Below are 26,583 nucleotides of genomic sequence, written 5' to 3' on the forward strand. Positions count from 1 at the left end.
TACCTGTCGACCAAGAACACGATCCTGAAAGCCTATGATGGCCGCTTCAAGGACATTTTCCAGGAAGTGTTCGACGCTGAATTCGCAGACAAGTTCGCCGAGTTTGGCGGCACCTACGAACATCGCCTGATCGACGACATGGTCGCAGCGGCCATGAAATGGTCCGGCGGCTATGTCTGGGCCTGTAAGAACTATGACGGCGATGTCCAGTCCGACACGGTCGCCCAGGGTTACGGCTCGCTGGGTCTCATGACGTCCGTTCTGATGACACCGGATGGCAACACGGTCGAAGCCGAAGCCGCACACGGCACGGTGACGCGTCACTACCGCAACCACCAGAAGGGCGAAGCCACGTCGACCAACTCGATTGCGTCGATCTTTGCCTGGACCCGCGGACTCGACCATCGCGGCCGTATGGATGACACACCAGACGTGCGTGCCTTCGCCCAGAAGCTGGAAGAGACCATCATCAAGACGGTCGAGAATGGCCAGATGACAAAAGACCTCGCCTTGCTCGTCGGTCCGGATCAGGAATGGCTGACGACTGAAGGCTTCATCGAAGCGGTCGACAAGAACTTCCAGGAAGCCATGTCGAAATCCTGATAATCTCAGGCCTTACAGAACAAAGCCCCGCAGCTTGGCTGCGGGGCTTATTTGTTCAAGCGATGTATTTGGCGACAAACCATGCGCCCCAGACGATCCCGAGCAACGGGATCAGCGCCACCAACCAAATTGGGCGAGCCTTTACGTTCCCAAGCTTCTCCTCCGGCTCCATCACGCCTCTCCCAGAAGCGTGCGCACATGGTCTTCAAGATCAAGTTGACGCAACCGTTTCAATCGCTCGGTCAACAATATGCGTCGTAGCCTTTGATAGGCCACTTCAAGATCGTCGTTCACAATCACATAGTCATAGCGGCGCCAATGCATGATCTCCCGTTTGGCGTCGTCCATGCGGCGGGCAACAATCTCCGGGGTCGAGCCGGGTCGGGCCGCGAGACGTTTCTCCAGCGCGCTGATGCTGGGTGGGAGAATGAATACCGATACCACATCGTTTGGCATCTGGTCGTGCAGCGCATCGGCGCCCTGCCAGTCCACATCGAACAAGACATCCTCGCCCGCATCCAGCTTGGCGACCGTGTCGGCCTTTGGCGTTCCATAATACTTGTCGAAAACGTGCGCCCATTCCAGGAATTCCCGCCGTTCGATCATGTGATGAAACTCGTCGACAGACCGGAAGTGATAGTCTTTTCCGTCGTTTTCGCCGGGGCGTGGTGGACGCGTGGTCGCCGACACGGACAGATTCACATCGTCGAACTCTTCGATCAATTTTTTCGCGAGCGTTGTCTTGCCTGCACCTGAGGGGCTCGACAGCACCAGCATGAGCCCCCTGCGGTGCCCATGATCCTTTGGATGTCCACTATTCGACATTGGCTGCCTGCTCCTTGAACTGGTCTATGGTTCCTTTGAGACTGAGTCCGGCATTCGTCAAATCAAGGCTAACAGATTTCGAGCAGAGCGTATTGGCTTCACGGTTGAGCTCCTGGGCGAGAAAATCAAGCTTCCGGCCCACCGGTGAGCCACCGGAAAGCAGTTTTCGCGCAGAGTCGAAGTGTGCGAGCAAACGGTCCAGCTCCTCGCGGACATCGGCCTTCGCAGCGGTCAGCGCGAGTTCGGCTGCCAGCCGTTCCGGTTCCACCTGCTGGTCTGCCCCCAATTCTTCCAATTGCTTCGTAAGCCGTGCCTTGAGCAATGCAGGCTGGTCCCCTGCGAGCGAGATAGCGGTGTCCGTCGCCGATACCAGTTCGTCGACCAGGTCTGACAGCATCGCTTTCAGCGCGCGCCCCTCAGCCTGACGTGCCTCGTCCAACTCCGCAAGCGCCGCGCCCGCAGCAGATTCAAGTTCAGCCATCACGTCCGAATTCGCCGCAACGTCCCGTATGTTTGTGGATCCGATTTCCACAACGCCTTTTACGGTCATCAGGGTGGCGATGGCTTCGCTGGAAATGCCAACGCCGTGCGCTTGTTCCGCCGCCGCCAGCAATGTGTCCAGCAAGGCCTGATCGATCGTGGCGCCCCCCGCCTGTTCGCTAAGTTCAATCCTGAGCGAGACCTGAAGGGATCCGCGATTGAACCGTTTCGAAGCCGCGGCTTTGATCACACGTTCCAACGCATCAAACCCGGGAGGGGTGTTCACCCTTACATCCAGTCCTCGCCCATTCACGCTCTTGGCCTCCCAAGCCCAAGCGCCCCATTCCGCTTCCCCTGTGACGCGGGCAAAGCCGGTCATGCCGGATAGGTTTTTCATTTCCCTGCCCGCTCCCTCTGGATTTCTTCGCGTTCATATTTGCGATAGGCCGCGACATTGCGATTGTGTTCGGCCAGCGTCTTCGCGAACAAATGGCCGCCCTTGCCGTCTGCCACGAAAAAGATGTGGCCTGTCTCATCGGGGTTCAGGACGGCCGCAATTGCCTCCCGGCCCGGATTGCAGATCGGCGTCTTTGGCAGACCATCAATCTGATACGTATTCCAGTCCGTCTTCCGGTCGATCTCGGATCGATAGAGCGTTCGGCGCTCTCCACGACGATTGTACAGGGGCTCACCCCTGGAGATCCCGTAGATGATCGTCGGATCGCTCTCCAAACGCATACCTCGCTTCAGACGGGTAACGAACAGGCCAGCAATCTGTGGGCGCTCTCCGGCGATACCGGTTTCCTTCTCGACAACGGAGGCAAGGATTACCGCCTCTTCCGGCGTTGAAATGGGCAGACCTTCAGCGCGCCTGGGCCACAGGTCTGCCAACATGTCGGCTTGTGCCTTGCGCATTCGCTCGACCAGTTCTGCGCGGGTGGTGCCGCGCTGAAAGAGGTATGTGTCCGGGAGCAGCGTGCCTTCACCGATTTCCGTCTCCGGCATCTCGCCAGTAAGGATCGGGTCAGCTTCAACGATTTTTAGTAATTGTGACGTGGTCCGGCCTTCCGGCAGCGTTATCTTGTGGAGGACCGATTTGCCCTCAATCAGGACATCCATCACGTCTGTCACACTCGCGCGCGGCTCGAGAATGAATTCGCCGGTCTTGATGGCAAGTTCAGTGCCGTCGAGCCGTGCCTTTAGGCGTACCAGACGGTCGTCCTGCACGATACCGTCCTGCTCCAGCCGCAAGGCTACGCGGGTCAACGTTTCGCCCGGCTCAACCGTGAAGACGTGCTGCTCTGTGGAGGGGCCCGGTTTCGAGACTTCGTTCTGGAACCAGAGCCATCCGCCGCCAAGGGCTGCGCCACCCACAAACAGCAGGAGCACCAGCACCGAAAGCAGGACTTTGATGAATTTCATGAACGCCTCGCGAATCCTGACTGTGCCAGCCTACATGCCAACCCCAGCCCGGAGAAACAGGCTTACTGAACTTCCTTGAGAACCAGCGATGCGTTCGTGCCGCCAAAGCCGAAGCTGTTGGACATGGCCGCACGCACCCGGCCCTTCTTGGCCTTGTGCGGGATCAGGTCCAGAACAGTCTCGAAGCTCGGATTGTCGAGGTTCAAGGTCGGCGGCATCACCTGGTCGCGGATCGCGAGTGCGCAAAACGCACTCTCGATGGCTCCGGCAGCGCCGAGCAAGTGTCCTACGGCCGACTTGGTCGACGACATGGACATGTTCTTGGCATGCTCGCCGAAGGCCCGCTCTACGGCACCGGCTTCACCTTCATCCCCCTTCGGGGTCGATGTGCCGTGGGCGTTGACGTAGTCGATCTCTGTCAGGTCCATGCCCGAATGCTTGAGCGCCATCTTCATGGCACGGTATCCACCCTCCGCGCCTTCAGCAGGGGCCGTGATGTGATAGGCGTCACCCGTCAGGCCGTAGCCTGCGACTTCCGCATAGATCTTCGCACCGCGTGCCTTTGCATGCTCGTACTCTTCGAGCACGACGATGGCGGCGCCTTCACCCATGACGAAGCCATCCCGGTCCTTGTCATAGGGGCGCGAGGCCTTTTCAGGCGTATCATTGAAATTCGTGGACATAGCCTTGGCAGCGCAGAACCCTGCGATACCGATGCGGCCAATGACAGCCTCGGCGCCGCCTGCAACCATGACATCCGCATCGCCATATTTGATGAGGCGGGCAGAGTCACCGATCGCGTGAGCGCCGGTAGCACAGGCCGTCACCACCGAATGGTTGGGCCCTTTGAATTTGTGCCGGATCGATACCTGGCCAGAGGCCAGATTGATCAAAGCAGCAGGGATGAAGAACGGGCTCACCTTGCGCGGCCCGCTCTCATGAAGCGTGATCGCAGTCTTGTAGATCGATTCAAGACCACCAATACCGGACCCGATGAGAACGCCAGTGCGCTCCTGACCTTCGTCATCCTCGGGCTTCCATCCGGCATCCTCTACAGCTTCGTCTGCTGCAGCGATCGCATAAAGAATGAATTCGTCGATCCGACGCATCTCTTTTGGGGAGACGAATTTGGCCGGATCAAACGCATGGGGATCTCCTTCGCCGCCGCCGCGGCCTGTTACCCACGGAACCTGAAACGCAATCTTGCACGGCATATCTTCGGGATCGAACGTATCAATACGTCCAGCCCCAGATTTGCCTTCAAGCAGGCGCTCCCAGGTTGCCTCACGGCCAGCGGCCAAGGGTGAAACAATCCCTATTCCGGTAATAACAACGCGGCGATCTGACATAGAAATCCTAGAAATCTTAGATGTGGGCTTTGATGTGCGTTACCGCATCACCAACTGTGCGGATAGATTCCTGCACATCATCCGGGATCTCAATGTTGAACTCTTCCTCGAAAGCCATGACCAGCTCGACGAGGTCAAGAGAGTCAGCGCCGAGGTCGTCGATGAAGCTTGCGCTCTCAACAACTTTGTCACCATCCACGTCGAGATTATCGACAACAATTTTTTTAACGCGTTCTAGAACGTCAGACATGAGTACCTCTCTGAAAATGCCTGAGGACTGGCCCAGATTCGAACCATTGTGTTGCGCCTAGCATACACTGGGGACGAGCGCCAAGTCCTATGAGTGGGGCTTGCTGTAGTGAAATCAGATCATTGCCATGCCGCCATTCACGTGGATTGTCTGTCCCGTGACATATGCAGCCTGGTCTGAAGCAAGATAAATGGCTGCAGCGGCAATGTCTGCACCCTGGCCGAGACGACCTGCAGGAATCTGTCCCAAAAGAGCGTCTTTCTGCTTTTCCGGCAACACTTCCGTCATGGGTGATTCGATGAATCCGGGCGCAATCGTATTGGCGGTAATACCGCGGCTGGCGACTTCCTGGGCCAATGATTTGGTAAATCCGATCATGCCAGCCTTGGAGGCGCAATAATTGGCTTGGCCCGGATTTCCGGTAACACCGACAATGGATGTAATTCCGATAATCCGGCCGTGGCGGCGCTTCATCATGCCTCGCACACAGCTCTTGGTGAGGCGGAAATAACTGCCCAGATTGACCGACAGAACATCGTTCCAGTCTTCATCCTTCATCTGCATCAGCAGCTTGTCGCGCGTGATACCGGCATTGGCGACGAGAATGTCGAGCGGGCCGATTGCTTCCTCAGCCCGGCCCACAAGGCCATCGACTGATTCCGCGTCAGACAGGTTGCAGGGCACGATGGCGCTCTCGCCTTTCAGTGTGCCGGCAACTTCTTCCAGCACGTTCTCACGTGTCCCGGAGAGAGCCACTTTGGCGCCCGCTTCGGACAAGGCTTGTGCGATGGCGCGGCCAATTCCGCCGGAAGCACCGGTCACGAGGGCCGTACGGCCGGTAAGATCAAACATCTTGTCTATCCCTTCATTGCTTCTGCAAAGGCTTCGAGATCCTCGGGAGTCCCGAGCGTAAAACCGTTGAGTGACTTGTCGATTCGGCGTTGCATCACCGTCAGCACCTTGCCATTGCCTGCTTCGCCCGTCGCTTCAACTCCCTGAGCGACCATGAATTGCACACTCTCGGTCCAGCGCACACGGCCTGTGACCTGTGCGACGAGGTTCTTCCGGATCGTTTCCGGGTCGGTGACAGCACTTGCAGACACGTTCGCGACCAGTTCACTCACCGGCTGCGCAATCGACACCTCGGCCAGCGCCTCGGCCATCGCGTCAGCGGCTGGCTGCATCAGGGAGCAATGGAACGGTGCGGAAACATTGAGAAGCATGGCTTTCTTGACGCCGCTATCCTTCGCCTGCGCGCAGGCGGCTTCAACCGCATCCTTGCGGCCAGATATGACAAGCTGACCCGGCGCATTGTCGTTCGCGATATCACAGGCGCCGCCGGTTTCGCGTCCAGCTGCACAGGCGGCTTCCGCCTGATTTATGTCGGCTCCCAACAAGGCTGCCATTGCACCCTCTCCCGGCTGCACGGCGGCCTGCATGGCATTGCCGCGAATGCGCAGGAGGCGCGCCGTATCCGCCACACCAAGCGCGCCTGCAGCAGCAAGCGCAGAATACTCGCCCAGGGAGTGACCCGCCACATAGGCCGCGTCCTTGGCCGACAAGCCAAACTCAGCTTCCAGAGCGCGGGCGGCGGCAACACTGTGCGCCATGAGCGCAGGCTGAGTATTTGCCGTCAGGGTCAACTCGGCAATATCGCCGGCCCACATGAGGCCAGACAGATTCTGTCCAAGGGCTTCATCAATCTCGAAAAAGACATCGCGTGCGGACTGAAAGGCCTCCGCAAGCGACTTGCCCATTCCGATTTCCTGGCTCCCTTGACCAGGAAAGATCAGCGCGAATTTTTTCATGTCTGGTTTCTCCAAATTGCGCCCGTGGTTAAAGGTGACCGCGAATGTAAGCAAGCGCTTGAAAAACAGGCCCAAATGCGCTTTACACCCGCATTCACTCGCAGGCATGCGGCCCTCGTTAGTTTGGAATGAGCCAGATGAAGAGGGGCCATCGCCCGGCAGTTTCCCGCTGTCTGGCGCCGCATGGCTCTACTATGGGACTGAAAACATGGCACTATATGAGCATGTCGTGATCACACGACCTGACATTTCGCCTGCTCAAGTCGAGACTTTTGTCGAAGAACTGAGCGGCTTTCTCAAGGAAAAAGGCGCATCTGTTGGCAAGACCGAATACTGGGGTCTTCGCAACCTGGCCTATCCAATCAAGAAACAACGCAAGGGGCACTACTCGCTTCTGAACATCGACGGCCCCGCCGACGCAGTTCAGGAACTTGAACGCCGCCTTCGCATCTCCGACGACGTCATGCGCTACATGACGATCCGCGTTGAAGCCCTGAGTGATGAGCCGTCGCCGGTTCTCTCTCGCAAAGACCGTCGTCGCGACTAGGGAAGGACACTCGAAATGGCTCAGAAACTGAACATCACGAACATTCCTGCTCGCCGTCCGTTCGGACGTCGCCGCAAGGTCGACCCGTTCACCGGTCAGAACGCACAGGAAATCGATTACAAGGACGTGAAACTGCTGCAGCGCTATATCTCTGAAAAAGGGAAAATCGTGCCCAGCCGCATCACGGCCGTAAACCTCAAGAACCAGCGCAAGCTTGCTCAGGCGATCAAACGCGCCCGCATGCTGGCCCTGCTTCCGTTCGAAGTGAAGTAAGGAGACACGAACATGCAAGTCATCCTTCTTGAACGCATCGAACGCCTCGGCAAAATCGGCGAAGAAGTGAATGTGAAGAACGGGTTCGCCCGGAACTTCCTGATCCCTCAGGGCAAAGCCCTGCTCGCCAATGATCGTAACCGGGCTCGCTTCGAGTCTGAGCGCGAAGCCATTGAAGCTCGTAACGCAGAAGCTCGCGCAATTGCCGAGTCCGAAGCTGAAAAGCTGAACGGCACCGTCTTCACGCTCATTCGCCAGGCTGGGGATACGGGGCAACTTTATGGGTCGGTTACTGCTCGCGACGTTGCTGATGCGGCTGAAGCGGCAGGTCACGCCGTACCACGCTCGGGTGTACGCCTGAACCGTCCGATCAAGGCCATCGGCCTGTACGACGTTGCAATTCGCCTGCACGCAGAAGTCACCGTCACGGTTCAGGCGAATATCGCCCGCTCCGCTGAAGAGGCTGAACGCCAGGAGAAAGGCGAGGACATCGTTGCTTCGCTCCAGGCTGCAAACCAGGAACTCGCTGAAGAGCAGGCTGGCGAACTCGCCGAAGCTGCTGCTGAGCGCGCCGAAGCCGGCGGCGAAGACGAAGAATAGTCTTCTGCAAATTCGAATTGAGGGCCGCGGCTATCCACAGCCGCGGCCCTTTTTTTGTGAAGTGACGGTGAATTGCGCAGCTCAATCCGCATCAAGGCGATGAATTCGCGTCGCAGGTAAGGTAAAAGAATCGCATGCCTCTAGATGATGCCCCCGCTGCCACAATCGCGCCGCCCCACAATCTGTCGGCGGAAGCCGCAGTGCTGGGTGCCATCCTGTTCGACAACAACGCCTACCAGCGCGTGGCAGATATCCTGCGGCCCTCAGATTTCTATGCGCCAGCGCATCAGGAGTTGTTCGACGTGTCGGCAACGATGATTCAGCAGGGCCGCATTGCAGACGGCGTCACGCTGCGCGAGCATTTCGAAAAGGCTGAAAAACTCACTGAAATTGGTGGCGCCCGGTATTTGGAGCAATTGCTCGACTCAGCAGCCTTTGGCCCGGAAGTCGGCGACTATGCACGGATGATCCGCGACCTTGCCATGCGACGGTCGCTGGTCGGCATCGGCAGCGAACTGACGGGTCGCGCCTTGAACCCGACTCCGGAAGAAAATGGCGAACGCCAGATCGAACTGGCTGAACGGCAGCTCTTCGACCTCGCAGAGCGCGGCTCGTCGGGTCGCGGTTTCACGACCTTCTCCGAAGCCCTGACAGAATCTCTCAAGAACGCTGAAGCTGCGTTCAAGCGCGAAGGCAAGATTGCCGGCATCCCGACCGTGCTGCGCGATCTCGATGAGAAGCTGGGCGGACTGCACCGATCTGATTTGATCATCCTTGCCGGGCGCCCCTCAATGGGGAAAACCTCTCTTGCAACCAACATTGCCTACAATGCCGCAGCGGCCTATCGCGCAGAAGTGCAAGATGACGGCTCGAAGAAGACTGTAGACGGCGCAATTGTCGGCTTCTTCTCGCTGGAAATGTCGAACGAACAGCTCGCAACAAGGATCATCGCCGAGCGGACTGGCATCACTACCCATCGGATTCGTCAGGGCGATCTCGACAAGAGCGACTTTGAACGACTGCGTGAAGCGACCGAAGAGCTTCAAAACCTGCCGCTCTATATCGACGATACAGGCGGTATCTCGATCAGCCAACTGGCCGCTCGCGCCCGACGCCTGCAGCGCTCTGTCGGGCTCGACATGATCGTGATCGACTATCTGCAGCTGATTACAGTCACCAGCGGCAACGCAAATGCGAACCGGGTCCAGGAGATTACGCAAATCACGACTTCCCTGAAGGCGCTTGCGAAAGACCTCAACGTACCGATCATAGCACTGTCGCAGCTTTCACGTGCCGTTGAACAACGCGACGACAAGCGCCCCCAATTGTCTGACTTGCGGGAATCCGGATCGATTGAGCAGGATGCTGACGTCGTCATGTTCGTCTATCGCGAAGAATACTACCTGTCGCGAACCGAGCCCGGCGCCGATCCGAGCGATCCCTCCTCGAACGAAAAATGGAGCCAATGGCGCGAGCGCATGGACCAGGTCTATGGCAAGGCCGAGGTCATCATCGGCAAGCAACGTCACGGTCCGATTGGCCGCGTAGAACTGGCGTTTGACTCGAACATCACCCGCTTCGGAGATCTCTCCCGCGACCAGCAAGGCTATGGAAGCGATTTCGACGAATAGCGACTAAAGCTGGCCCAGCCAGTCCAACAGCAGGCGATTCACCTCTTCAGGCCGTTCCTGCTGAGTCCAGTGCCCGCACCCCTCAAGCAGTTCAGCGCCGCGCAGATCGCCAAGGCTCTTTTTCATCGCTGCGACCATGTCGCCGGGGTACATCTTCAGAACCAGGTCCTTGGTGCCCCCGATGTAGAGAGAAGGTTGAGCGATCACAGCGGAAGAAGGGTGCCTCTTCAGGTAAGCATGATCGCGATGCCAGTTGCGGTACCGGTTCAGCGGGCCACGAAACCCGGATTGACGGAACTGGGCATCATAATAGGCAACGTCTTCATCACTGAGCCAAGGCAGCGGCATGTCCGGCTCCGGCAGTCGGTGAAGCAGCGTGTCACCATGCTTCTTGTCGACCGGCCAGGTCCCCTCGGGCGCGTCACCTGAAATCGCGTAATAGAACTTTCGGATCGTTTCGGCGGGATCGGCTTCTAGCTCTGCCTCAGGTGGACCTTCATCCTGAAAATAGACCTGATAGAAAAACAGGCCACGCTCTGTGAAGAAGGTGCGGGCCGCATCGATGAAAACCACATCGCCCGGCGGCACATAGGGCACCGACAGCCCGGCGACTGCCCGGAACCGGTCGGCATGGAGCCGCGCCGTATTCCAAGCGATCGGTGCGCCCCAATCGTGCCCGACCACAACCGCCGGCGCAGCCGGAGACAAGGCCTCGGCAAGCTCGGCAATATCTGCGGTCAGGCTTTCCATATCGTAAGCTTCGACCGCGTGAGGCCGATCGGACCCACCATAACCGCGCACATCCGGCGCGGCCACGCTGTAACCTGCCTCGGACAATGCCTTGATCTGGTGTCGCCAAGAATACCAGCTCTCAGGAAACCCATGCACGAGGACGACCAACGGCCCTTCCCCCGCCAGCGCTACGCGCAAGCGGAGTCCGTTCGTTTCGATCATCCTCAATTCAGGGGTCATTGCCGGATCAGTCCTTGCCGCCAATCCATTTGAACTCGGGCTCGTCCCACCACGGATAAAAGTTTGGCATGCCATCCGAGACCTTAACCGGATAGACCGGCTTGCGCTTCTCAAGGAAGCTCATCACGCCTTCCTTGGCGTCTTGCGTTTTGCCGCGGGAGTAGATCGCCGCAGAATCCACGATGTGCGCCTCCATCGGATGGCTTGCGCCCAGCATGCGCCACATCATCTGGCGAGTCAGGCTGGTTGATACTGCGGCCGTATTGTCAGCGATCTCTCTCGCCATGGCGCGCGCCACATCCATCAGTTCAGATTGCGGATGGACTGACCGCACGAGCCCGCCATCCTTTGCTTCTTGTGCCGGGAAAACGCGGCCGGAATAGCACCATTCCAATGCCTGCGAGATGCCGACCAGACGCGGCAGGAACCAGCTGGAGGCCGCTTCCGGATTGATACCCCGCCGATTAAACACAAATCCAAATCGCGCATTGTCTGATGCGATGCGAATATCCATTGGCAGCTGCATCGTCACGCCAATACCCACGGCTGCGCCATTGATCGCGCCGATCACAGGCTTCAAGCTGTCGAAGATACGCAGTGTCACACGGCCACCACCATCGCGCTGGATGTCCACATCGTCGGTCCGGCCAACTTCGCCACCTTCGGCACGCTTGTCATAGTCGAACGTTTTGGCACCTTCGGACAGATCTGCCCCGGCGCAGAACGCCCGATCACCTGAGCCGGTCACGATGACGACACGCACATTGTCGTCGGCATCCGTAATATCAAACGCCTCAATCATTTCGTACATCATCTTGCCGGTGAAGGCATTCATCTTGGCTGGGCGATTCAGCGTCAGGGTCGCGATACCTTCTTCGATATCGAGGATGATCTGTTCAAATTCTTTTGGCTGCGCCACGGCTGGCCTCCCTTGTGATGATTTTCCGGGCCCAAGCTGCCTGTGCCTCAGCATTCGTCAAGACTTACCCAGCGGCATTCAGCCCAACGCTTGACCTTGCCGCAGGCGCGGCTCGATAAACCCAGTCCTCACATTCAAAGGATCTTCACGATGAAACTGACAGCCCTGCTAACCGGTGCATCCATCGCGCTGCTTTCGCTGCCTGCCGAAGCTGAGACCCTTTATCTCACGGCTGGCAAGTTTGTAGATCCAGTGACCGCGGAAACTGTGAACCGGCCAGTCTTCGTGATTGAAGATGGGGTCATCACGGCGCGAGGGACGGCGAACAAGCTACGCAAACCGTCAGGTTCCACATCTATTGATCTGAAGAATGCGACATTGGTGCCCGGCTTCATCGACATGCACACCCACCTAACCTCGGATCCCGAAGATCCGGCCTATTTCTCGCTGAGCTTTTCAGATGAGCGCCAAGCTATTACGGGCGTCAAGAATGCTCGCAAGACCTTGCTCGCAGGGTTCACCACCGTGCGGAATGTCGGCGCTTCCAGCTACAGCGACGTTGCGCTTCGGGACGCAATCAATGAAGGCGATGTCCCCGGCCCACGCATGTACGTCTCCGGGCCTCCGGTTGGCATTTTGGGCGGACATTGCTCGGACACCAATCTCTTGCCATCCGAGTATGATCTCACAGGCGAGAATGTTGCCACAGGCCCTTGGGAAATGCGGGAAAAAGTTCGCCGGAACATCAAATACGGCGTCGACCTGATCAAGACCTGCTCCACGGGCGGCGTGTTTTCGAAAGGCACCAGTCTTGGCGCGGCACAGGGCACGCTGGAAGAGCTGACGGCCATCGCCGAAGAGGCTCATGCGCGCGGCATGAAGGTCGCCTCCCATGCACATGGCACGATCGGTATCAAGAACGCGATCCTCGCGGGCATCGACACTATCGAACATGCCAGCATCCTTGACGAAGACACAATCCGCCTCGCCAAGGAAAACGGCACCTATCTGTCGATGGACATCTACAACACTGAATACACGCTGGCTGAAGGCGAGAAGAACGGCGTGCTGGAAGAATCTCTCGCGAAAGAACGGGCGATCTCTAAAATTCAGAGAGACAGCTTCACTGCGGCGGTCAAGGCCGGGGTCAAGGTCGTGTTCGGCTCAGATTCGGGCGTCTATCCGCACGGGGACAACGGCAATCAGTTCTCCCGCATGGTCAATCTCGGCATGACGCCGATGCAGGCCATCCAGGCTGCGACCAGCCTGTCGGCTGAAGCACTGGGAAAAACAGGAGAACTCGGATGCGGCGACGTCGGTTGTCGTGCTGACTTTATCGCCGTGGACTCCGATCCGCTTGCGGATATCTCCGCATTAGAGGACGTGGATTTCGTCATGAAGGACGGCACGGTCTACAAACGCGACGGCAAACCGCAGGTTAGCATCTACTGATCCAACCCCGTTTGTGAAAGCGACTGACTCGTCTAGAAGCATGCGAGGTCACAAACTCGTCACGAGAGCGCCATCCAAGGCGCAGCCCAACTGATACTTTGTAGGACGGTACCCCCACAAGATGGAATTCAATCCCCTGCCCGCCGTAACGACCTTCGCCGCGCCAATATTCATTTTATCGGTCGCGCTGGAATGGTGGGCGGTAAAGTCCGGACGTGCTGCAGGGAGATATGACACCAAGGATGCACTCGCTTCCCTCACAATGGGGCTGGGCAATGTCGTCATCAATACACTCACTGGGACACTCGCCGTCTGGATGATGCTGATCGCCTGGCCATTCCGTATTTTCACGCTCCCGTTCACGGTCGTGTCAGCCGTTATCGGCTTCGTCCTTTATGACTTCATCTATTACTGGAAGCACCGCTTCGCACATCGTGCCCGATGGTGGTGGATGGAGCATGTGACGCACCATTCCTCGACGCACTACAATTTGACCACCGCACTACGCCAGCCCTGGTTTGGCCCACTGACCGGACTTATCTGGATCGGCCTCCCCATGGTCGTCATCGGCTTTCATCCCTATGTCATATTCTTCGTGGGTGGCCTGAACCTGCTTTACCAGTTCTGGATTCATACTGAAGCGATCAACCGGATGCCACGCTGGTTTGAAGCAGTGTTCAATACGCCCAGTCACCACCGGGTTCACCACGCGACCAATGCCAGGTATCTCGACACAAATTTTGCCGGAGTGTTCATCATCTGGGACAAGATGTTCGGAACCTTCGTACCGGAGTTGGAAAACGAAAAGCCGATTTACGGTGTTGTGAAGCCTCTGAACAATTATAACCCTTTCGTCATAGCATTTCACGAATTCTTCGCGATCCTGAAGGATTGCGCATCCGACGGATTTCGCCCTCATCGCTGGGTCGGACGCCTGGTCAGCGAGCCCGGCTGGTGCCCGGAAGGCAATCACAATCGCTCGACTGAACTCAAACAGGCCTATCTGCTGGAAAATCCCGAGAAACGCGGAACACCAGGCTTTCCCGAATAAACCCGGCTGACGCGACGTTGCCCGTGGACGAATGCGAATGTCCCGCTAGAAACGCCTCCAGACCGTCGAGCGCGCTCACCAGAAGCGCCGCCGATATCAGGAGGAAAACATGCATCCCTGCCACCACGCGAAGACCCATCCTGACAAGGCCGCCTATATCATGGCTGCCTCCGGAGAAACCGTAACCTTCAAACAACTGGATGAGCGGTCGAACCAGATAGCGCACGCATTTCGCGACGCCGGCCTGAAACCCGGTGATACGATTGCGCTTTTCGCAGAGAATTCGGCACGCTATTTCGAGATTTGCTGGGCCGCTCAACGCTCAGGCCTGTATTTTGTGTGCGTGTCTTCACGCCTGACGGCGCCCGAAGTTAAATACATTATCGAGGATTCCGGCAGCTCCCTCCTGATCGCCAGCGCCGGAAAAGGCGACGTTGCAAAACAAGCGAAACAACTGGTCGCCATTGATCAGTTCTGGTCCATTGATGGTGACATCGAAGGCTTCCAGCGGTTGGAGACGCATCAATCGGCCTTTCCAGTGACGCCCATCGCGGACGAGATGGCCGGTACGGACATGCTGTATTCCTCCGGGACAACGGGAAGACCGAAAGGCATTCGTCCGCCACTCGAGCGGGATATGCCTATCGATGCTGACAATGTCCTGCTTCAGATTACACGAGGAATGGCAGCTGCAGGACCAGACAGCGTCTATCTTTCGCCAGCTCCGCTCTATCATGCTGCCCCGCTCCGCTGGTGCATGACGTTCACACGCCTTGGCGCCACGCTGGTGGTGATGGAAAAGTTCGATCCAGAAGCCTTTCTCGATTGCGTGCAGGCTCACAAGACGACCCATGTTCAGATGGTCCCAACCATGTTCGTGAAGCTTCTGAAACTTCCGGAGGACGTCCGAAAATCCTATGACGTCGCAAGCCTGCAATTCGTGATTCACGCAGCCGCGCCGTGTCCAATCCCTGTAAAAGAGCAGATGATCGAATGGTGGGGACCGATCATCGACGAGTACTATGCAGGTTCGGAAGGCAACGGCATGACATGGGCCAAAAGCGCCGAATGGCTCGAGCACAAAGGTACAGTCGGGCGCGCGATTTTCGGCGAACTTCATGTGTGCGATGAAAACGGGGATGAAGTGCCGGTTGGCAGTGAAGGCCAGATTTACTTCGGCGGCACCACCCCACCAAATTATCATAATGATCCTGAGAAAAATGCCTCGGCACTTAATCCCAAACACCCTGACTGGTCGTCTCTCGGCGATGTTGGCAAAGTCGACGAAGATGGTTTCCTGTACCTGACCGACCGCAAGGCCTTCATGATCATATCGGGCGGCGTGAACATCTATCCGCAAGAAGCGGAGAATGTCCTGATCACTCACCCCAAGGTCGCCGACGTGGCAGTCATAGGGGTGCCCGACGAAGAATTCGGAGAATCTGTAAAGGCCATCGTCCAGCCAATGCCGGGGATAGTCCCATCTGATGAGCTTGCCGCGGAACTGCTTGAATTCTGCCGAGGCGAGCTATCAAAGATCAAATGCCCGAAAAGTCTGGATTTCGACCTCGAGCTGCCCCGGCATCCGACCGGAAAACTGTATAAGCGACTGATCCGTGACCGTTATTGGGGCAAGAAAGAAAGTCGCATCGTTTAGGCTGAGCAGAATATGGAGGCGCTTCCCCTCATTTTTCTTTCACGCTAGGGAAGAAATATGAGCGTCATTCCAAACCAGCGCCATTTGTTCGATATCCCGGACGATGTTGCCTATTTCAACACAGCAACGATGGGACCGATGACGACAGCCTCGGTCGAAGCCGGTAAAGCCGGACTGGCCCGTAAGCTGCGGCCTTGGTCTATTCAGGACACAGACTTCTTTGCGGATACTGCGCGCCTCCGTCCCCTACTGGCCCAATTAATCCATGCTGACACCGACGGCATCGCCTTTGTCCCATCTGTGAGTTACGCGCTAGCCACGGCTGCCGCCAACATAAGCTTGGCAGAAGGTCAGGAAATTCTTGTCCTGGAGGACCAGTTTCCCTCGAATGTTTATGTGTGGCGCGCCTTGGCGGAGTCTACCGGCGCCCAGCTGAAAACCATCACCCGCACGGGCAGTTCGACTCTGTCCGACTGTCTTCTCAACGAAATCGGGCCCAATACCGGACTTGTGGCTTGCGCTCATATTCGCTGGACCGACGGTGCATTGGTCGATGTCGCGGCGGTCGGCAAAAAATGCCGGGATTATGGGGCCGCCTTCGTGCTGGACCTGACCCAAAGCTGCGGTGCACTGGATTTCAATACGCAAAATGTTCAACCCGACTTCGTGGCAGTCGCCGGTTACAAATGGCTGCTCGGTCCCTATGCGACCGGCTTCCTATATGCGGCCCCAAAACATAGATCGGGCCGTCCATTGGAGCAGAATTGGATCACCCGGAAAGGCGCCTCCAATTTCGCGAGGTTGATTGACTATTCTGACGAATTCGGAGCCGGGGCCGAACGGTTTGACATGGGGGAGCGTTCGAATTTCGCACTACTTCCAGCCTTCGAAAGCGCCGTTCGCACAATTCTGGATTGGGGCGTCGAAAACGTGGAGCGCACGCTTCGCACCCGCAATGCCGACCTGTCGCAAAGGCTCAATTCAGTTGGAGTGTTGTGCCCTCCAGAGGCCGAGCGCGGCCCCCACTATCTCTGCCCCTTACTGCCGGACTCTGCGCCCGAAGACCTGACGGCACGCCTGAAGGCCGAAGGAATTTTTGTGTCTCGCCGAGGCGACCGGTTGCGCATCACTCAGCACCTCTTCACGAATGACAAAGACACCAACCGGCTCGTGGAACGCCTCGCCTATTTCCTCCGATCCTGAGCAGCTCAGCCGGTACCTGCTCTGCTACAATCTGCACTTGCCGCTCGGTCAAGCTTGCCGAGACGTCAATCGCACGCCAAAACAGGGAAAATTTCTAATTGGAGGAAAACATGGCGGACCCACGCACAGTTGCATATGACGATCTCGAATCCCTGGCTGGCCAGGAAGTCGGCGTGTCCGATTGGCACACAATTGATCAGGATCGCGTCAATATGTTTGCCGAAGCCACGGGCGATCATCAGTGGATCCATGTGGATGTCGAACGCGCCACGAAGGAACTCGGCAGCCCCATTGCGCACGGCTTCCTGACCCTATCGCTGCTGCCAATGCTGGGCTCTGAAGTCCTGCGCGTCTCCGGCACGACACGCGGCATCAATTACGGCTCCGACAAGGTCCGGTTCACGAATATGGTGCCGGTCGGCTCCAAGGTGCGCCTGCGCCAGAAATGCCTGTCGGTTGAGCCGAAGGCTGGCGGCAAGCAGATGAAGATGGAAGCCACGGTGGAAATCGAAGGCCAGGAGCGCCCCGCGCTGGTCGCAGAATCCATTACGGTTCTGTACGGCTAGTTTCAATGCCCATTCCCAAACCATTCAAGGGATCGCTCTCCGGCGATCCCTTTTTCTTTGCCGCTTTCCCTCCAGATTGCATCACCTATCATGGTGTGATGCTCCGAACCGCCTATATGATACGCGAACACTCTCATGGAGCTCATGATGACAAAAACCAGGATTCAGCGGTCCGACCGCGAATGGCGCGAGATACTGACTGAAGAGGAATATCGCGTCGGTATCAAAGAGGGTACCGAGCGTGCCTTCACGCCCGGCAATCACAATGACGAACACCGCGAGGGACTCTTTCACTGCAAGGGGTGCGATACGCCGCTCTGGTCGTCTGAGCACAAATTCGAGTCTGGAACGGGATGGCCGAGTTTCTGGCAGCCAGCAAGCGAAGGCGTGGTTGCGACCAAGACCGACTTCAAGATGATCTTGCCGCGCACTGAATGCCATTGTGCAATCTGCGGCATGCATCAGGGACACGTTTTCAAGGATGGGCCGCCGCCCACCGGAGAACGTTGGTGCATCAACGGCGTCGTTCTTGAGTTCAAACCGACCAAACAGGCCTAGACACGATCAGAAGCAGCTGTTCCTATCGAGGCTTGCTCACAGCTTCGGAGTCTTTGATATGCGCCTCCTTCCCCTTTTCATGATCAGCGCTGCCGCGATGGCGCTTACGACCGGATGCACCATGACTGAAACACCTTCCCCCGATCTGACCCAGGCCGACACCTCATCGCCGAATGCGCAAGCGGCGGCGCCCCTCACATCGCCAGTTGCCCCGCGTATTGATCATGAAATCACGCAGGTTGGGCGGACCCGCAACGATCCCTATCACTGGATGAAGGATGAGAACTGGCAAGAGGTCATGCGCGACCCAAGCGTCTTGCGCCAGGATATCCGCGACTATCTCGAAGCGGAAAACGCTTTCACAAAGGCAGCTCTTGAGACTCCAACCACTGCCCTGCGCGATGAACTTTTCAAGGAGATGCGAGGACGCATCAAGGAAGACGACAGCTCGGTTCCCGAGATTGACGGTCCTTACGCATACTACACCCGCTACCGTGAGGGTGGCGAGTATCCGATTATAGCCAGAAAACCTGCCGAAAAGGCCTTTGACCCCGATGCTGAAGAAACCATCCTTTTGGACGGGGACGCACTTGGAAAGGAAGAGGACTATTTCTCATTCGGCGGTATTGATACCTCACCGGACCACAGTCTGATCGCTTATGCGACGGATACGCAAGGCAGTGAGTTTTATACAATTCGTCTAAAGAATATCGAAACTGGCGAAGATCAAGGCGTTGGCATTGAAAACGCCTATGGACCGTTTGAGTGGAGCGCCGATGGCAAGCGGATTTACTGGATCCATCGCGACGAAAACGCGAGACCGGATTCAGTTTGGCAGAGAGATCTCGAAACTGGCGAAGACACTCTGGTCTACAAGGAAAGCGATCCGGGAGTCTTTCTCAGCATCAACAAGAGTGCGAGCGAAGAAGTTATTTTCATTGGAGCGTCCAGTCACACGACATCGGAGGTTTACTGGTTTCCCGCCGACGAGGCAGATCCGGCGCCCCGAATTATCGCGCCGCGCCAAACCGACAATGAGTATAATGTCGTCCACTGGGACGATCAGTTCTACATCTATACCAATCTCGACGGCGCCGTGGACTTCAAATTGATGCGTGCCCCGATGGAGTCGACCAGTCGCGATGCATGGCAAGAAGTAGTTCCGCACCGTCCGGGCACCTTGATCTTGGGAATACAACCCCAAAAGGACTTTCTCGCCATCATGGAGCGCGAGAACAGCCTGCCACAGATCGTTATTCGGGCGCGTGAGGACGGCTCCAGCCACAGGATCAATTTCGAGGAAGCGGCATATTCGCTGGGCCTCGATAGCGGATATGATTTTGCGACGCCAATCCTGCGATTTGAATATTCGTCTCCAACGACTCCGGACCAGGTATTCGACTATGATCTGAACACACACGAACGCACGCTTCGCAAGACGCAGGAAGTGCCATCGGGCCACAAACCAGAAGATTATATTGCCGAGCGATTGATGGCGCCGTCATGGGACGGAGTGGAGGTGCCGATCACGCTACTGCGCCACAAATCAACTCCCGTTGATGGCTCGGCGCCCATGTTGCTGTATGGATATGGATCATACGGAATCACCTACCCAGCTGATTTCCGCACCAGCCGACTCAGCCTTGTCGACCGCGGCGTGATCTATGCGATTGTGCATCCTCGCGGCAGCATGTCCAAGGGGTATCAATGGTATCTCGACGGCAAGCTCGAAAAGAAATCAAACACGTTCAAGGATTTCATCGCGGCCGGACATTATCTCGTCGATCAAAACTACACGTCTGAAGGCAACATCGTTGCCTATGGCGGATCTGCCGGAGGACTTCTCATGGGCGCGGTCGCAAACATGGACCCGGAACTGTTTGGCGGCATTATCGCAGCCGTACCATTTGTCGATGTTGTGAATACCATGTCTGACGAAAGCCTGCCGCTGACGCCGCCGGAATGGCCGGAATGGGGCAACCCACTTACGTCCGCCGAAGATTACGACACGATCATGGCCTATAGCCCATATGACAATGTAGCCGACAAGCCATATCCGCCCATGCTCATCACTGGCGGCCTGTCGGACCCGCGTGTCACCTATTGGGAGCCCACAAAATGGGCTGCACGCCTGCGCCACGATGCGCCCGATGCTGGCCCTTACTTTCTGCGCATCGAGATGGAAGGCGGCCATGGCGGTGCATCCGGTCGCTTCGAAGGCCTGAAGGATATCGCGCTCGATTATGCCTTCGCTCTTGCGGCCATGGGCAAAGTTGATGGTGTGGATTTTAAAGAAGAATAGTCCGGCCCGGATGCCGCCACTTCACGCCCAATTCAATCTCCGGATTGGATTGGGCGGTGAATGGTCGGAGCGATAGGATTCGAACCTACGACCCCTCGCCCCCCAGGCGAGTGCGCTACCGGGCTGCGCCACGCTCCGACACCGGCGGCTTGTACCCAAGCCGCCAATATTCCGCAATGTCTTATGTGGGTTCAGGCTGCGCGAGTCTGGCGAACCGCGTCGAGCCGGGCTTTCAGATCTTTCAGTTCGACCAATGTATCCTGAAGGCGTTCTCTGGGATCGCCTGATACTTCAGCTGCCACATCAGCCCGGAACGCGTCTGCCACGCTTTTCTGAAGCTCGCGCGCCGGGCTCGTGCCGAGCGTTGCTGCTCCGGAGAGGACCGCTGGGACACCCTGCTCGGCAAGCAATGCCTTGGCACCTTTGAGCGTCATTCCTTTTTCGTGCACGAGAGTCTGGATGGCCCGAAGCGCATCCAGGTCCTGCGGACGGAACATGCGGCGACCATCGGCGCGCTTGATCGGACGGACATCCTTGGTGAATTTGGTTTCCCAATATCGGATCACATGTGTCTCGAGCCCAAGCTCGCCTGCAGCCTCGCCAATCGAACGGAATGCCTGAGCTGATTTGGTGACGCGGGCTCGGTTTGCCGACATGAGGGATCCTTCCTGACTATTTGTGGTCCACCAATGATTTCAACATTGGTGAAGGGCGGAAGGTGACGACGCGGCGCGCGGCGATGACAGCTTCCTGCCCGGTTTTCGGGTTGCGGCCTTCCCGTGGCGCTTTTGATCGCACCACAAAATTACCGAAGCGAGAGAGCTTGACCTCATCCTGAGTTTCCAGAGCCGACCCGATCAATTCCAGCGTTCTGTCCAACAAGTCCGAAGACTCTTGGCGAGTCACACCGACTTCGCGGACGATGGCATCCGTGACTTCTGCCCTGGTGACGGTCTGATTGCTCATGGGATTCTCCCGCTCTGGTTAATGGTTAAACGCGTTTCGTTAACGGATCCCTAGCGAAACCGTTGCGTCAGTTCTTTGATAATGCTGATTTTTGAGGATCAGGCTAGAGGCGGAAAAGGCTCGCACCCCAGGAAAATCCACCGCCCATTGCTTCCGAAAGAATCAAGTCGCCCGGTTTAGCGCGGCCCGTTCGAACGGCATGATCCAGCGCGAGCGGAATGGACGCTGCAGATGTGTTGGCGTGCTGGTCGACCGTGATGATGACCTTTTCGTCATCAATCTTCATCCGTTTCGCCACGGCGTCGAGAATGCGCTTATTGGCTTGATGAGGAACAAACCAGTCAATCTGCTCAGAGCTCAGACCAGTTTCATCCAGCACGGCCTGGATCGCCGAGGAGATGTTGGCGACAGCATGGCGGAATACCCTGTTTCCTTCCATACGCACGTGACCGATCGTTCCCGTCGAGCTTACACCACCATCTACATAGAGCAGATCGGATTTCGTACCATCGGTCCGTATATGATGTGTGATTATCCCGGCATCATCAGCGCCAGTCCACTCCTCAGCTTGCAGCACGACCGCACCGCCGCCGTCGCCGAAAAGAACGCAAGTTCCCCGATCTGACCAATCCAGAATCCGCGTGAAGGTTTCGGCTCCAATCACGAGCGCGGAATTGAACAGGCCCTGCTTAAGCATGGAATCGGCGGTCGCGAGCGCGAACAGGAAACCTGAGCAGACCGCCTGAACGTCAAAAGCTGCGCCATGATCCATGCCGAGCTTGGCCTGAACAGCGGTGGCAGTCGCGGGGAATGTCTGATCGGGCGTGGTGGTGGCCAACACGATCAGGTCTATATCGCTCGCTTGAAGGCCTGCAGCCTCTAGCGCACGTTTCGCCGCTGCGGCCGCGATGTCGGACGTGACTTCGCCGTCAGCCGCAATATGTCGACGTCGAATTCCGGTGCGCTCCACGATCCAGTCGTCGGTCGTCTCGACCATTTTCGACAGGTCCTCATTTGTCAGGACCTTCTCTGGCAGATAGCTGCCGGTTCCACGGATAAAACTGCGCCGCGCCATGTCTTGCCTATCAATAGGACGGCCTATTCGGCCGCCATACCTTTCGTTCTGATTTTCTCGAGATTGGCCGCAACCTCATCCCTGAAGTGACTTGCCGCGAGATCTGCTGCCAACTCGCAAGCCCTGGCAAAGCCTCGACTGTCTGTGCCGCCATGACTTTTGACTGATACGCCGCCCAAGCCCAATAGCACACCGCCATTTACATTGCTTGGGTTCATCTGCTCTCGCAGACCTTTCAAACCACCCATGGCGAGCAATGCGCCGACCTTGGACAGGACGCTGCTTGTCAGCGCTTCACGCACGCGTGTTCCCAACATTCGGGCAACGCCTTCACCAGCCTTGAGCGCGACATTTCCGGTAAAACCATCAGTCACGATGACGTCGACGGTACCCGATGAAATGTCATCGCCTTCGATAAAGCCATGATAGGCAAGGTCGAGCCCGGAATTGCGCAACCATTCGTGCGCCTCACGGATCTCGTCATGCCCCTTCATCTCCTCGGAGCCGATATTGAGGATACCTATGGTCGGCTTCTCGATGCCAAGAATGGCGCGTGCATAAGCTTCGCCCATAATCGCGAAGGTAACGAGTTGTGCCGCGTCTGCTTCAAGGTTCGCGCCGACATCCAACACGACGCTCCGCCCCCGAAGAGTCGGCCACGCCGCGGTCATTGCCGGACGGTGCACGCCATCCATCTTGCGCAGGACCAGCATGGAGATCGCCATCAAGGCACCCGTATTGCCCGCCGAAACTGCAGCGCTCGCGTGGCCATCTTTAACGTCATGAATAGCATTCCACATCGAGGATCCCTTGCCGCGCCGAAGGGCCTGGCTGGGTTTCATGTCGCTGGTCACATGAAGATCGGTGTGAACGATTTCGATACGCTCCGACGGTTTGGACAGGAGCGGCTTCAGCTGAGCTTCGTCACCATGCAGACGCACGGAGGCATCCGGACGCGCCGCAAGAAAGAGCTCTGCGCCCGCGACCGTCACATCGGGGGCCTGGTCGCCCCCCATTGCGTCAATTGCCAGTATTAGGCCTTGGGCCATTGGGCTTCCGTGCTCCACCAGTTCGTTCGGGATACTTTTCGGTGTTTACGGCGCGCCTCTGTCATTGGCAACGCCGGGGATGTGAACGATGGCTAATCTTGACCCGGCAGCTGCCAGGACAATTTGCCGGCGAGCACATCGTCGTCCGCTGCAGCGGCAAAGCACGTCGCGTTGTGTAACAAAAAGGCCGCAAGCAGGGGTTCCCGGCCCGGTTCGCTTATCCCGTTTCGTTTGGCACATTCAGACACGGTTTGATGGATCTCTGAATGAGGAACGCTCAAGGCCTCCATCAAGGCCTTGCCGAGACCATAGTGCAGCTCCGCCAGTTTTCGAACTTTGCGAGCAATAGACGAATCACCGACCCCCAATTCGCGGAACGCTGCGTCAAATCCATCCAGCGCCAGACGATTCACATGTTCGGCGATCTTTCGTGCGCGGGCCGAGTCGATGTGCTTCAAACGCCGTATGACCAATGTGGCGTTTGCCGTAATCATCGCAGCACGGCCCTCGAATGTGTCCCGCGCCGCCCCTTGCTCGTACAAGACCGGCTGCAGCGCGGCGGCGGCGAGGTCTGTGTACAGCATGTGGGCTGAGGCCTGGACCGTGCCCCCCCACCCACTCCAGAGATTGCGAAACCCGACCACACCTGCACTCCTTCGCTTGCCAAGACCTGCCACCAACAGCTAGGTCTTTCAGAACGATTTAACAGGAGTAGTCCTATGTCGCGATGTGCGATACTGGCACTGTCACTACTGGCTCTGCCCCTTACAGCTTGCTTGACGCCATCGCGCGATTATCACGGCTATGTGGCGGACGAAGCTCAGCCGCGCGAAATGAAGCCAGGCGAAGATACTCGCTCCAGCGTGTTGGCCCAACTTGGGTCGCCCTCCACCACCAGCATCTTTGACGAGAACACCTGGATCTACATGTCCGAACTTCAGGAGCGCATTGCGTATCTGAACCCGAAGGTGAAAACTCGCAGCGTTGTCGCCATACGCTTTGGTGAAGACGACAAAGTAGAAGAAGTCGTCGAATATGATCAGGATGCTGGCCAGATCGTGAATTATGCGTCGCGTGAAACGCCAACTCGCGGCCGAGAGCTTGGCTTCTGGGAGCAGATCTTCGGTACGATCGGCGCAGTTCAGCTGCCACGCACCAATGAAGCCACGCCGGACAATCCGACCGGTCGTCGTTAGGGTACTGGCCTCTTGGCTCCATAGCAAAAGATGCAGCCCATATAGGGACCGCTCTATCTCGCGTGGAGTGAATTATAGAAAAGTAACTCGCTTCTTGGCGGATTTCGGGGTAGTCTTGGCTTATTCCGTCACGATTTGGCGAAAGGCGCCGCGATAGACGTTCCAGCCTCAGACGGAAAAGGTGTGTAGTTGTGTGGAATTTCGGTTCCGAACGAACAACCTTGAAGCAGGAGGATGGTGATGGTCTGGAGACTACCTCTCTTAAACAGGACCTTGAAGTCGCTGCAAAAATCGAGTGAGCAGTCATCAACACAAATGTTGGCGACGGACGATATCCAAAAGCGCTATGAAGCGGTCAAGTGCTTGGCCAAGCAGCGTTTGGATCGTGCAGACAGGCTGATTTTCGAGGAAGATATCCCTCAACAATTTGGCTGAGGCCAAGCGTCTTCAGTCCTTGCGCTTAGTCTGTTTTGATTCCTGAGCACGCAGCTCATCCAAAAGATCCAACATGGATTGTGGGCACGGCTCCGCGAGAACTTCCGCATAGGCTTCGCGCAATGCCGCTCCAAGTTTGGCGGCACGCTTGATGCGTGCGACATCGTGTTCACTTAGATGCTTAGCGACCGCTTTCACGCTGCCCCTCCCAGTGCGCTCCCCAGATTCCGATCATCCATTCTGACCATAATCACGCCAAAAAAATATATGGTGGAAGCTTTAATATGCTCTTACCATTCTCCCTTTAGGCGAAAAATACTCTCGAGCTTTGCCTGTGTATCGCCCATGCATTGTTGTCACCACATCTGTCCTTGCTTGGCGAAAAAGCTGTTTCACTCGTTTAGCCGTCGCCAGAGGCGCATGCCGCTACGGAGAGACTGGACAAGCTTGGCAAGGCCCGAAACTATAGCCAGATGATACATGGACCAACCTCCCAAACCTATATTTCGCAACGCCTTCGTCTTCACTATGTGGATTGGGGCAATGAAACCGCTCCACCTTTGATTCTCTTGCATGGCGGACGAGACCACTGCCGTAGCTGGGACTGGGTTGCCCAGGAACTTCGCAAGGATTGGCATGTCATCGCCCCCGACTTGCGAGGGCATGGTGATAGCGCTTGGTCGGCCGATGGCGAGTATTCTGCGCGGGCCTGCCTGTACGATTTTGCTCAACTCATCCATCAGAAAAAACTCGCACCGGTTACGATTGTTGCCCACTCCTACGGCGGCAACATCGCGTTGCGGTATTCCGGGATCTATCCAGACAATGTACGCAAATTGGTGGCCATTGAGGGTCTGGGCCCCTCCCCCAAAATGCTGAAAGAGCGGTTTGGACGCCCGATCGGCGAGCGCATGCGCGAGTGGATCGATTCCAAGCGCGGCATGGCCGGGCGGACGCCGAAAAAGTATGGCAGCCTCGAAGAAGCATACACGCGCATGAAGGATGAAAACAGCTATCTCAATGACGAGCAGGCGCGACACCTGACCCTGCACGGGATCAGCCAGAATGAAGATGGCACATGGTCGTGGAAATTCGACAACTATTTTCGCACGTTCCCGCCCTACGACATGGCGCAGGAAGATGTGGAGCAGTTGTGGGGAGAGATCACTTGTCCGACCTTGCTGCTCTATGGAGAAAAAAGCTGGGCTTCGAACCCCGCAGAGGATGGCCGGATCGAGAAGTTCAACACGGCGACTGTCAAACTCTACAAGGATGCCGGTCATTGGTTGCACCATGACAAGTTCGAACAATTCATGGGCGACTTGAAGGCGTTTCTCTGATCGACTGCCCCGAGGACAGTGCTGGCGCGCAGGCGCAACTGCACTAAGCTCTCC

The 26,583-nt window shown here is 57.1% G+C and carries 30 protein-coding genes and 1 tRNA gene; 15 read left to right on the forward strand and 16 right to left on the reverse strand.

The window, feature by feature from the left end; translation table 11 throughout:
- Nucleotides 1-603: NADP-dependent isocitrate dehydrogenase (locus B4F73_RS16075; RefSeq protein WP_290483770.1), on the forward strand; the 603-nt coding region annotated here is incomplete at its 5' end.
- A 171-nt stretch (nucleotides 604-774) separates the two neighbouring features.
- Here the strand turns inward: B4F73_RS16075 and gmk are convergent.
- From gmk to fabD, 7 genes are all read right to left on the reverse strand, one after another.
- Entirely contained in the window at nucleotides 775-1,428 is a 654-nt protein-coding gene (gmk, locus tag B4F73_RS16080; protein WP_290483771.1) for a guanylate kinase, read from the reverse strand.
- Nucleotides 1,418-2,305, reverse strand: coding sequence for a YicC/YloC family endoribonuclease (locus B4F73_RS16085; RefSeq protein WP_290479474.1), 888 nt, complete (start codon nucleotides 2,303-2,305; stop codon nucleotides 1,418-1,420). The genes gmk and B4F73_RS16085 overlap by 11 nt, the downstream gene beginning before the upstream one ends.
- The gene (gene mltG / locus B4F73_RS16090) at nucleotides 2,302-3,330 is read right to left on the reverse strand and encodes an endolytic transglycosylase MltG (RefSeq protein ID WP_206990528.1); all 1,029 of its coding nucleotides are present in this window, start codon (nucleotides 3,328-3,330) and stop codon (nucleotides 2,302-2,304) included. Before mltG ends, B4F73_RS16085 begins: the two co-directional genes overlap by 4 nt.
- A gap of 62 nt (nucleotides 3,331-3,392) precedes the next feature.
- Entirely contained in the window at nucleotides 3,393-4,679 is a 1,287-nt protein-coding gene (gene fabF / locus B4F73_RS16095; protein ID WP_206990529.1) for a beta-ketoacyl-ACP synthase II, read from the reverse strand.
- Nucleotides 4,680-4,695: 16 nt separating this feature from the next.
- Nucleotides 4,696-4,929, reverse strand: a complete 234-nt coding sequence (locus tag B4F73_RS16100) for an acyl carrier protein (RefSeq protein WP_027839729.1) — start codon at nucleotides 4,927-4,929, stop codon at nucleotides 4,696-4,698.
- A gap of 114 nt (nucleotides 4,930-5,043) precedes the next feature.
- A complete protein-coding gene (gene fabG, locus B4F73_RS16105) occupies nucleotides 5,044-5,781 on the reverse strand; it encodes a 3-oxoacyl-[acyl-carrier-protein] reductase (protein WP_206990530.1) in 738 nt (245 codons plus the stop codon).
- A 5-nt stretch (nucleotides 5,782-5,786) separates the two neighbouring features.
- On the reverse strand, nucleotides 5,787-6,737 hold the full coding sequence (fabD, locus tag B4F73_RS16110; RefSeq protein ID WP_290479476.1) for an ACP S-malonyltransferase: 951 nt from the start codon (nucleotides 6,735-6,737) through the stop codon (nucleotides 5,787-5,789).
- 208 nt (nucleotides 6,738-6,945) lie between these two features.
- Here fabD and rpsF point away from each other — a divergent pair, with 208 nt between their 5' ends.
- The 4 genes from rpsF (at nucleotide 6,946) to B4F73_RS16130 (ending at nucleotide 9,788) form a co-directional block, all read left to right on the forward strand.
- Complete coding sequence (rpsF, locus tag B4F73_RS16115) at nucleotides 6,946-7,284, forward strand: 30S ribosomal protein S6 (protein WP_034815377.1); 339 nt, start codon at nucleotides 6,946-6,948, stop codon at nucleotides 7,282-7,284.
- A gap of 15 nt (nucleotides 7,285-7,299) precedes the next feature.
- Nucleotides 7,300-7,557 (forward strand): 30S ribosomal protein S18, encoded by a 258-nt coding sequence (rpsR, locus tag B4F73_RS16120; protein ID WP_034815380.1) that lies wholly within the window; start codon nucleotides 7,300-7,302, stop codon nucleotides 7,555-7,557.
- A gap of 12 nt (nucleotides 7,558-7,569) precedes the next feature.
- Nucleotides 7,570-8,157 (forward strand): 50S ribosomal protein L9, encoded by a 588-nt coding sequence (gene rplI, locus B4F73_RS16125; RefSeq protein ID WP_290483772.1) that lies wholly within the window; start codon nucleotides 7,570-7,572, stop codon nucleotides 8,155-8,157.
- Nucleotides 8,158-8,291: 134 nt separating this feature from the next.
- Nucleotides 8,292-9,788 (forward strand): replicative DNA helicase, encoded by a 1,497-nt coding sequence (locus tag B4F73_RS16130; RefSeq protein WP_034815385.1) that lies wholly within the window; start codon nucleotides 8,292-8,294, stop codon nucleotides 9,786-9,788.
- A gap of 3 nt (nucleotides 9,789-9,791) precedes the next feature.
- Here the strand turns inward: B4F73_RS16130 and B4F73_RS16135 are convergent, their stop codons facing one another.
- Nucleotides 9,792-10,760: an alpha/beta fold hydrolase gene (locus tag B4F73_RS16135; RefSeq protein WP_290483773.1), complete on the reverse strand. Its 969-nt coding sequence runs from the start codon at nucleotides 10,758-10,760 to the stop codon at nucleotides 9,792-9,794.
- Between the two features lie 7 nt (nucleotides 10,761-10,767).
- Nucleotides 10,768-11,679, reverse strand: coding sequence for a crotonase/enoyl-CoA hydratase family protein (locus B4F73_RS16140; protein ID WP_290483774.1), 912 nt, complete (start codon nucleotides 11,677-11,679; stop codon nucleotides 10,768-10,770).
- 150 nt (nucleotides 11,680-11,829) lie between these two features.
- Between B4F73_RS16140 and B4F73_RS16145 the strand changes: the two genes are divergently transcribed.
- The 7 genes from B4F73_RS16145 to B4F73_RS16175 all read left to right on the forward strand — a co-directional run bounded on the left by B4F73_RS16145 (nucleotide 11,830) and on the right by B4F73_RS16175 (nucleotide 20,468).
- The gene (locus B4F73_RS16145; RefSeq protein ID WP_290479478.1) at nucleotides 11,830-13,131 is read left to right on the forward strand and encodes a metal-dependent hydrolase family protein; all 1,302 of its coding nucleotides are present in this window, start codon (nucleotides 11,830-11,832) and stop codon (nucleotides 13,129-13,131) included.
- A 121-nt stretch (nucleotides 13,132-13,252) separates the two neighbouring features.
- Nucleotides 13,253-14,182 carry a sterol desaturase family protein gene (locus B4F73_RS16150; RefSeq protein ID WP_290483775.1) on the forward strand — a complete coding sequence of 310 codons (930 nt, stop codon included), beginning with the start codon at nucleotides 13,253-13,255 and terminating at the stop codon, nucleotides 14,180-14,182.
- Nucleotides 14,183-14,291: 109 nt separating this feature from the next.
- Nucleotides 14,292-15,839: an acyl-CoA synthetase gene (locus B4F73_RS16155; protein ID WP_290479480.1), complete on the forward strand. Its 1,548-nt coding sequence runs from the start codon at nucleotides 14,292-14,294 to the stop codon at nucleotides 15,837-15,839.
- 57 nt (nucleotides 15,840-15,896) lie between these two features.
- The gene (locus B4F73_RS16160) at nucleotides 15,897-17,042 is read left to right on the forward strand and encodes an aminotransferase class V-fold PLP-dependent enzyme (protein WP_290483776.1); all 1,146 of its coding nucleotides are present in this window, start codon (nucleotides 15,897-15,899) and stop codon (nucleotides 17,040-17,042) included.
- A 110-nt stretch (nucleotides 17,043-17,152) separates the two neighbouring features.
- Entirely contained in the window at nucleotides 17,153-17,608 is a 456-nt protein-coding gene (locus tag B4F73_RS16165; protein ID WP_034815688.1) for a MaoC family dehydratase, read from the forward strand.
- 144 nt (nucleotides 17,609-17,752) lie between these two features.
- Entirely contained in the window at nucleotides 17,753-18,166 is a 414-nt protein-coding gene (msrB, locus tag B4F73_RS16170; protein WP_290483777.1) for a peptide-methionine (R)-S-oxide reductase MsrB, read from the forward strand.
- Between the two features lie 121 nt (nucleotides 18,167-18,287).
- Nucleotides 18,288-20,468: a S9 family peptidase gene (locus tag B4F73_RS16175; protein ID WP_290483778.1), complete on the forward strand. Its 2,181-nt coding sequence runs from the start codon at nucleotides 18,288-18,290 to the stop codon at nucleotides 20,466-20,468.
- A 61-nt stretch (nucleotides 20,469-20,529) separates the two neighbouring features.
- Here B4F73_RS16175 and B4F73_RS16180 read toward each other — a convergent pair.
- The 6 genes from B4F73_RS16180 to B4F73_RS16205 all read right to left on the reverse strand — a co-directional run bounded on the left by B4F73_RS16180 (nucleotide 20,530) and on the right by B4F73_RS16205 (nucleotide 24,202).
- Nucleotides 20,530-20,606, reverse strand: a tRNA-Pro gene (locus B4F73_RS16180).
- A gap of 53 nt (nucleotides 20,607-20,659) precedes the next feature.
- On the reverse strand, nucleotides 20,660-21,124 hold the full coding sequence (locus B4F73_RS16185; protein ID WP_290479483.1) for a MerR family transcriptional regulator: 465 nt from the start codon (nucleotides 21,122-21,124) through the stop codon (nucleotides 20,660-20,662).
- Between the two features lie 16 nt (nucleotides 21,125-21,140).
- Nucleotides 21,141-21,434, reverse strand: coding sequence for an integration host factor subunit alpha (locus B4F73_RS16190; RefSeq protein WP_034815398.1), 294 nt, complete (start codon nucleotides 21,432-21,434; stop codon nucleotides 21,141-21,143).
- 103 nt (nucleotides 21,435-21,537) lie between these two features.
- Entirely contained in the window at nucleotides 21,538-22,509 is a 972-nt protein-coding gene (locus tag B4F73_RS16195; RefSeq protein ID WP_206990538.1) for a beta-ketoacyl-ACP synthase III, read from the reverse strand.
- 23 nt (nucleotides 22,510-22,532) lie between these two features.
- On the reverse strand, nucleotides 22,533-23,558 hold the full coding sequence (gene plsX, locus B4F73_RS16200; RefSeq protein ID WP_290479484.1) for a phosphate acyltransferase PlsX: 1,026 nt from the start codon (nucleotides 23,556-23,558) through the stop codon (nucleotides 22,533-22,535).
- 92 nt (nucleotides 23,559-23,650) lie between these two features.
- Entirely contained in the window at nucleotides 23,651-24,202 is a 552-nt protein-coding gene (locus B4F73_RS16205; protein ID WP_290483779.1) for a ubiquinol-cytochrome C chaperone family protein, read from the reverse strand.
- A gap of 75 nt (nucleotides 24,203-24,277) precedes the next feature.
- Here B4F73_RS16205 and B4F73_RS16210 point away from each other — a divergent pair, with 75 nt between their 5' ends.
- Both B4F73_RS16210 and B4F73_RS16215 read left to right on the forward strand, forming a co-directional pair.
- Complete coding sequence (locus B4F73_RS16210; RefSeq protein WP_034815402.1) at nucleotides 24,278-24,754, forward strand: outer membrane protein assembly factor BamE; 477 nt, start codon at nucleotides 24,278-24,280, stop codon at nucleotides 24,752-24,754.
- A 240-nt stretch (nucleotides 24,755-24,994) separates the two neighbouring features.
- On the forward strand, nucleotides 24,995-25,189 hold the full coding sequence (locus B4F73_RS16215) for a hypothetical protein (RefSeq protein WP_206990540.1): 195 nt from the start codon (nucleotides 24,995-24,997) through the stop codon (nucleotides 25,187-25,189).
- A gap of 12 nt (nucleotides 25,190-25,201) precedes the next feature.
- On the opposite strand, the gene B4F73_RS16220 is transcribed toward B4F73_RS16215, so the two are convergent.
- On the reverse strand, nucleotides 25,202-25,387 hold the full coding sequence (locus tag B4F73_RS16220) for a NepR family anti-sigma factor (protein ID WP_290479485.1): 186 nt from the start codon (nucleotides 25,385-25,387) through the stop codon (nucleotides 25,202-25,204).
- 275 nt (nucleotides 25,388-25,662) lie between these two features.
- On the opposite strand from B4F73_RS16220, the gene B4F73_RS16225 reads away from it, so the two are divergent.
- Nucleotides 25,663-26,529: an alpha/beta fold hydrolase gene (locus B4F73_RS16225; protein ID WP_206990541.1), complete on the forward strand. Its 867-nt coding sequence runs from the start codon at nucleotides 25,663-25,665 to the stop codon at nucleotides 26,527-26,529.
- The last annotated feature ends 54 nt before the right edge of the window (nucleotides 26,530-26,583 follow it).

It is taken from the genome of Hyphomonas sp. UBA3601 (genome assembly GCF_002375605.1).
GTDB lineage: Bacteria > Pseudomonadota > Alphaproteobacteria > Caulobacterales > Hyphomonadaceae > Hyphomonas.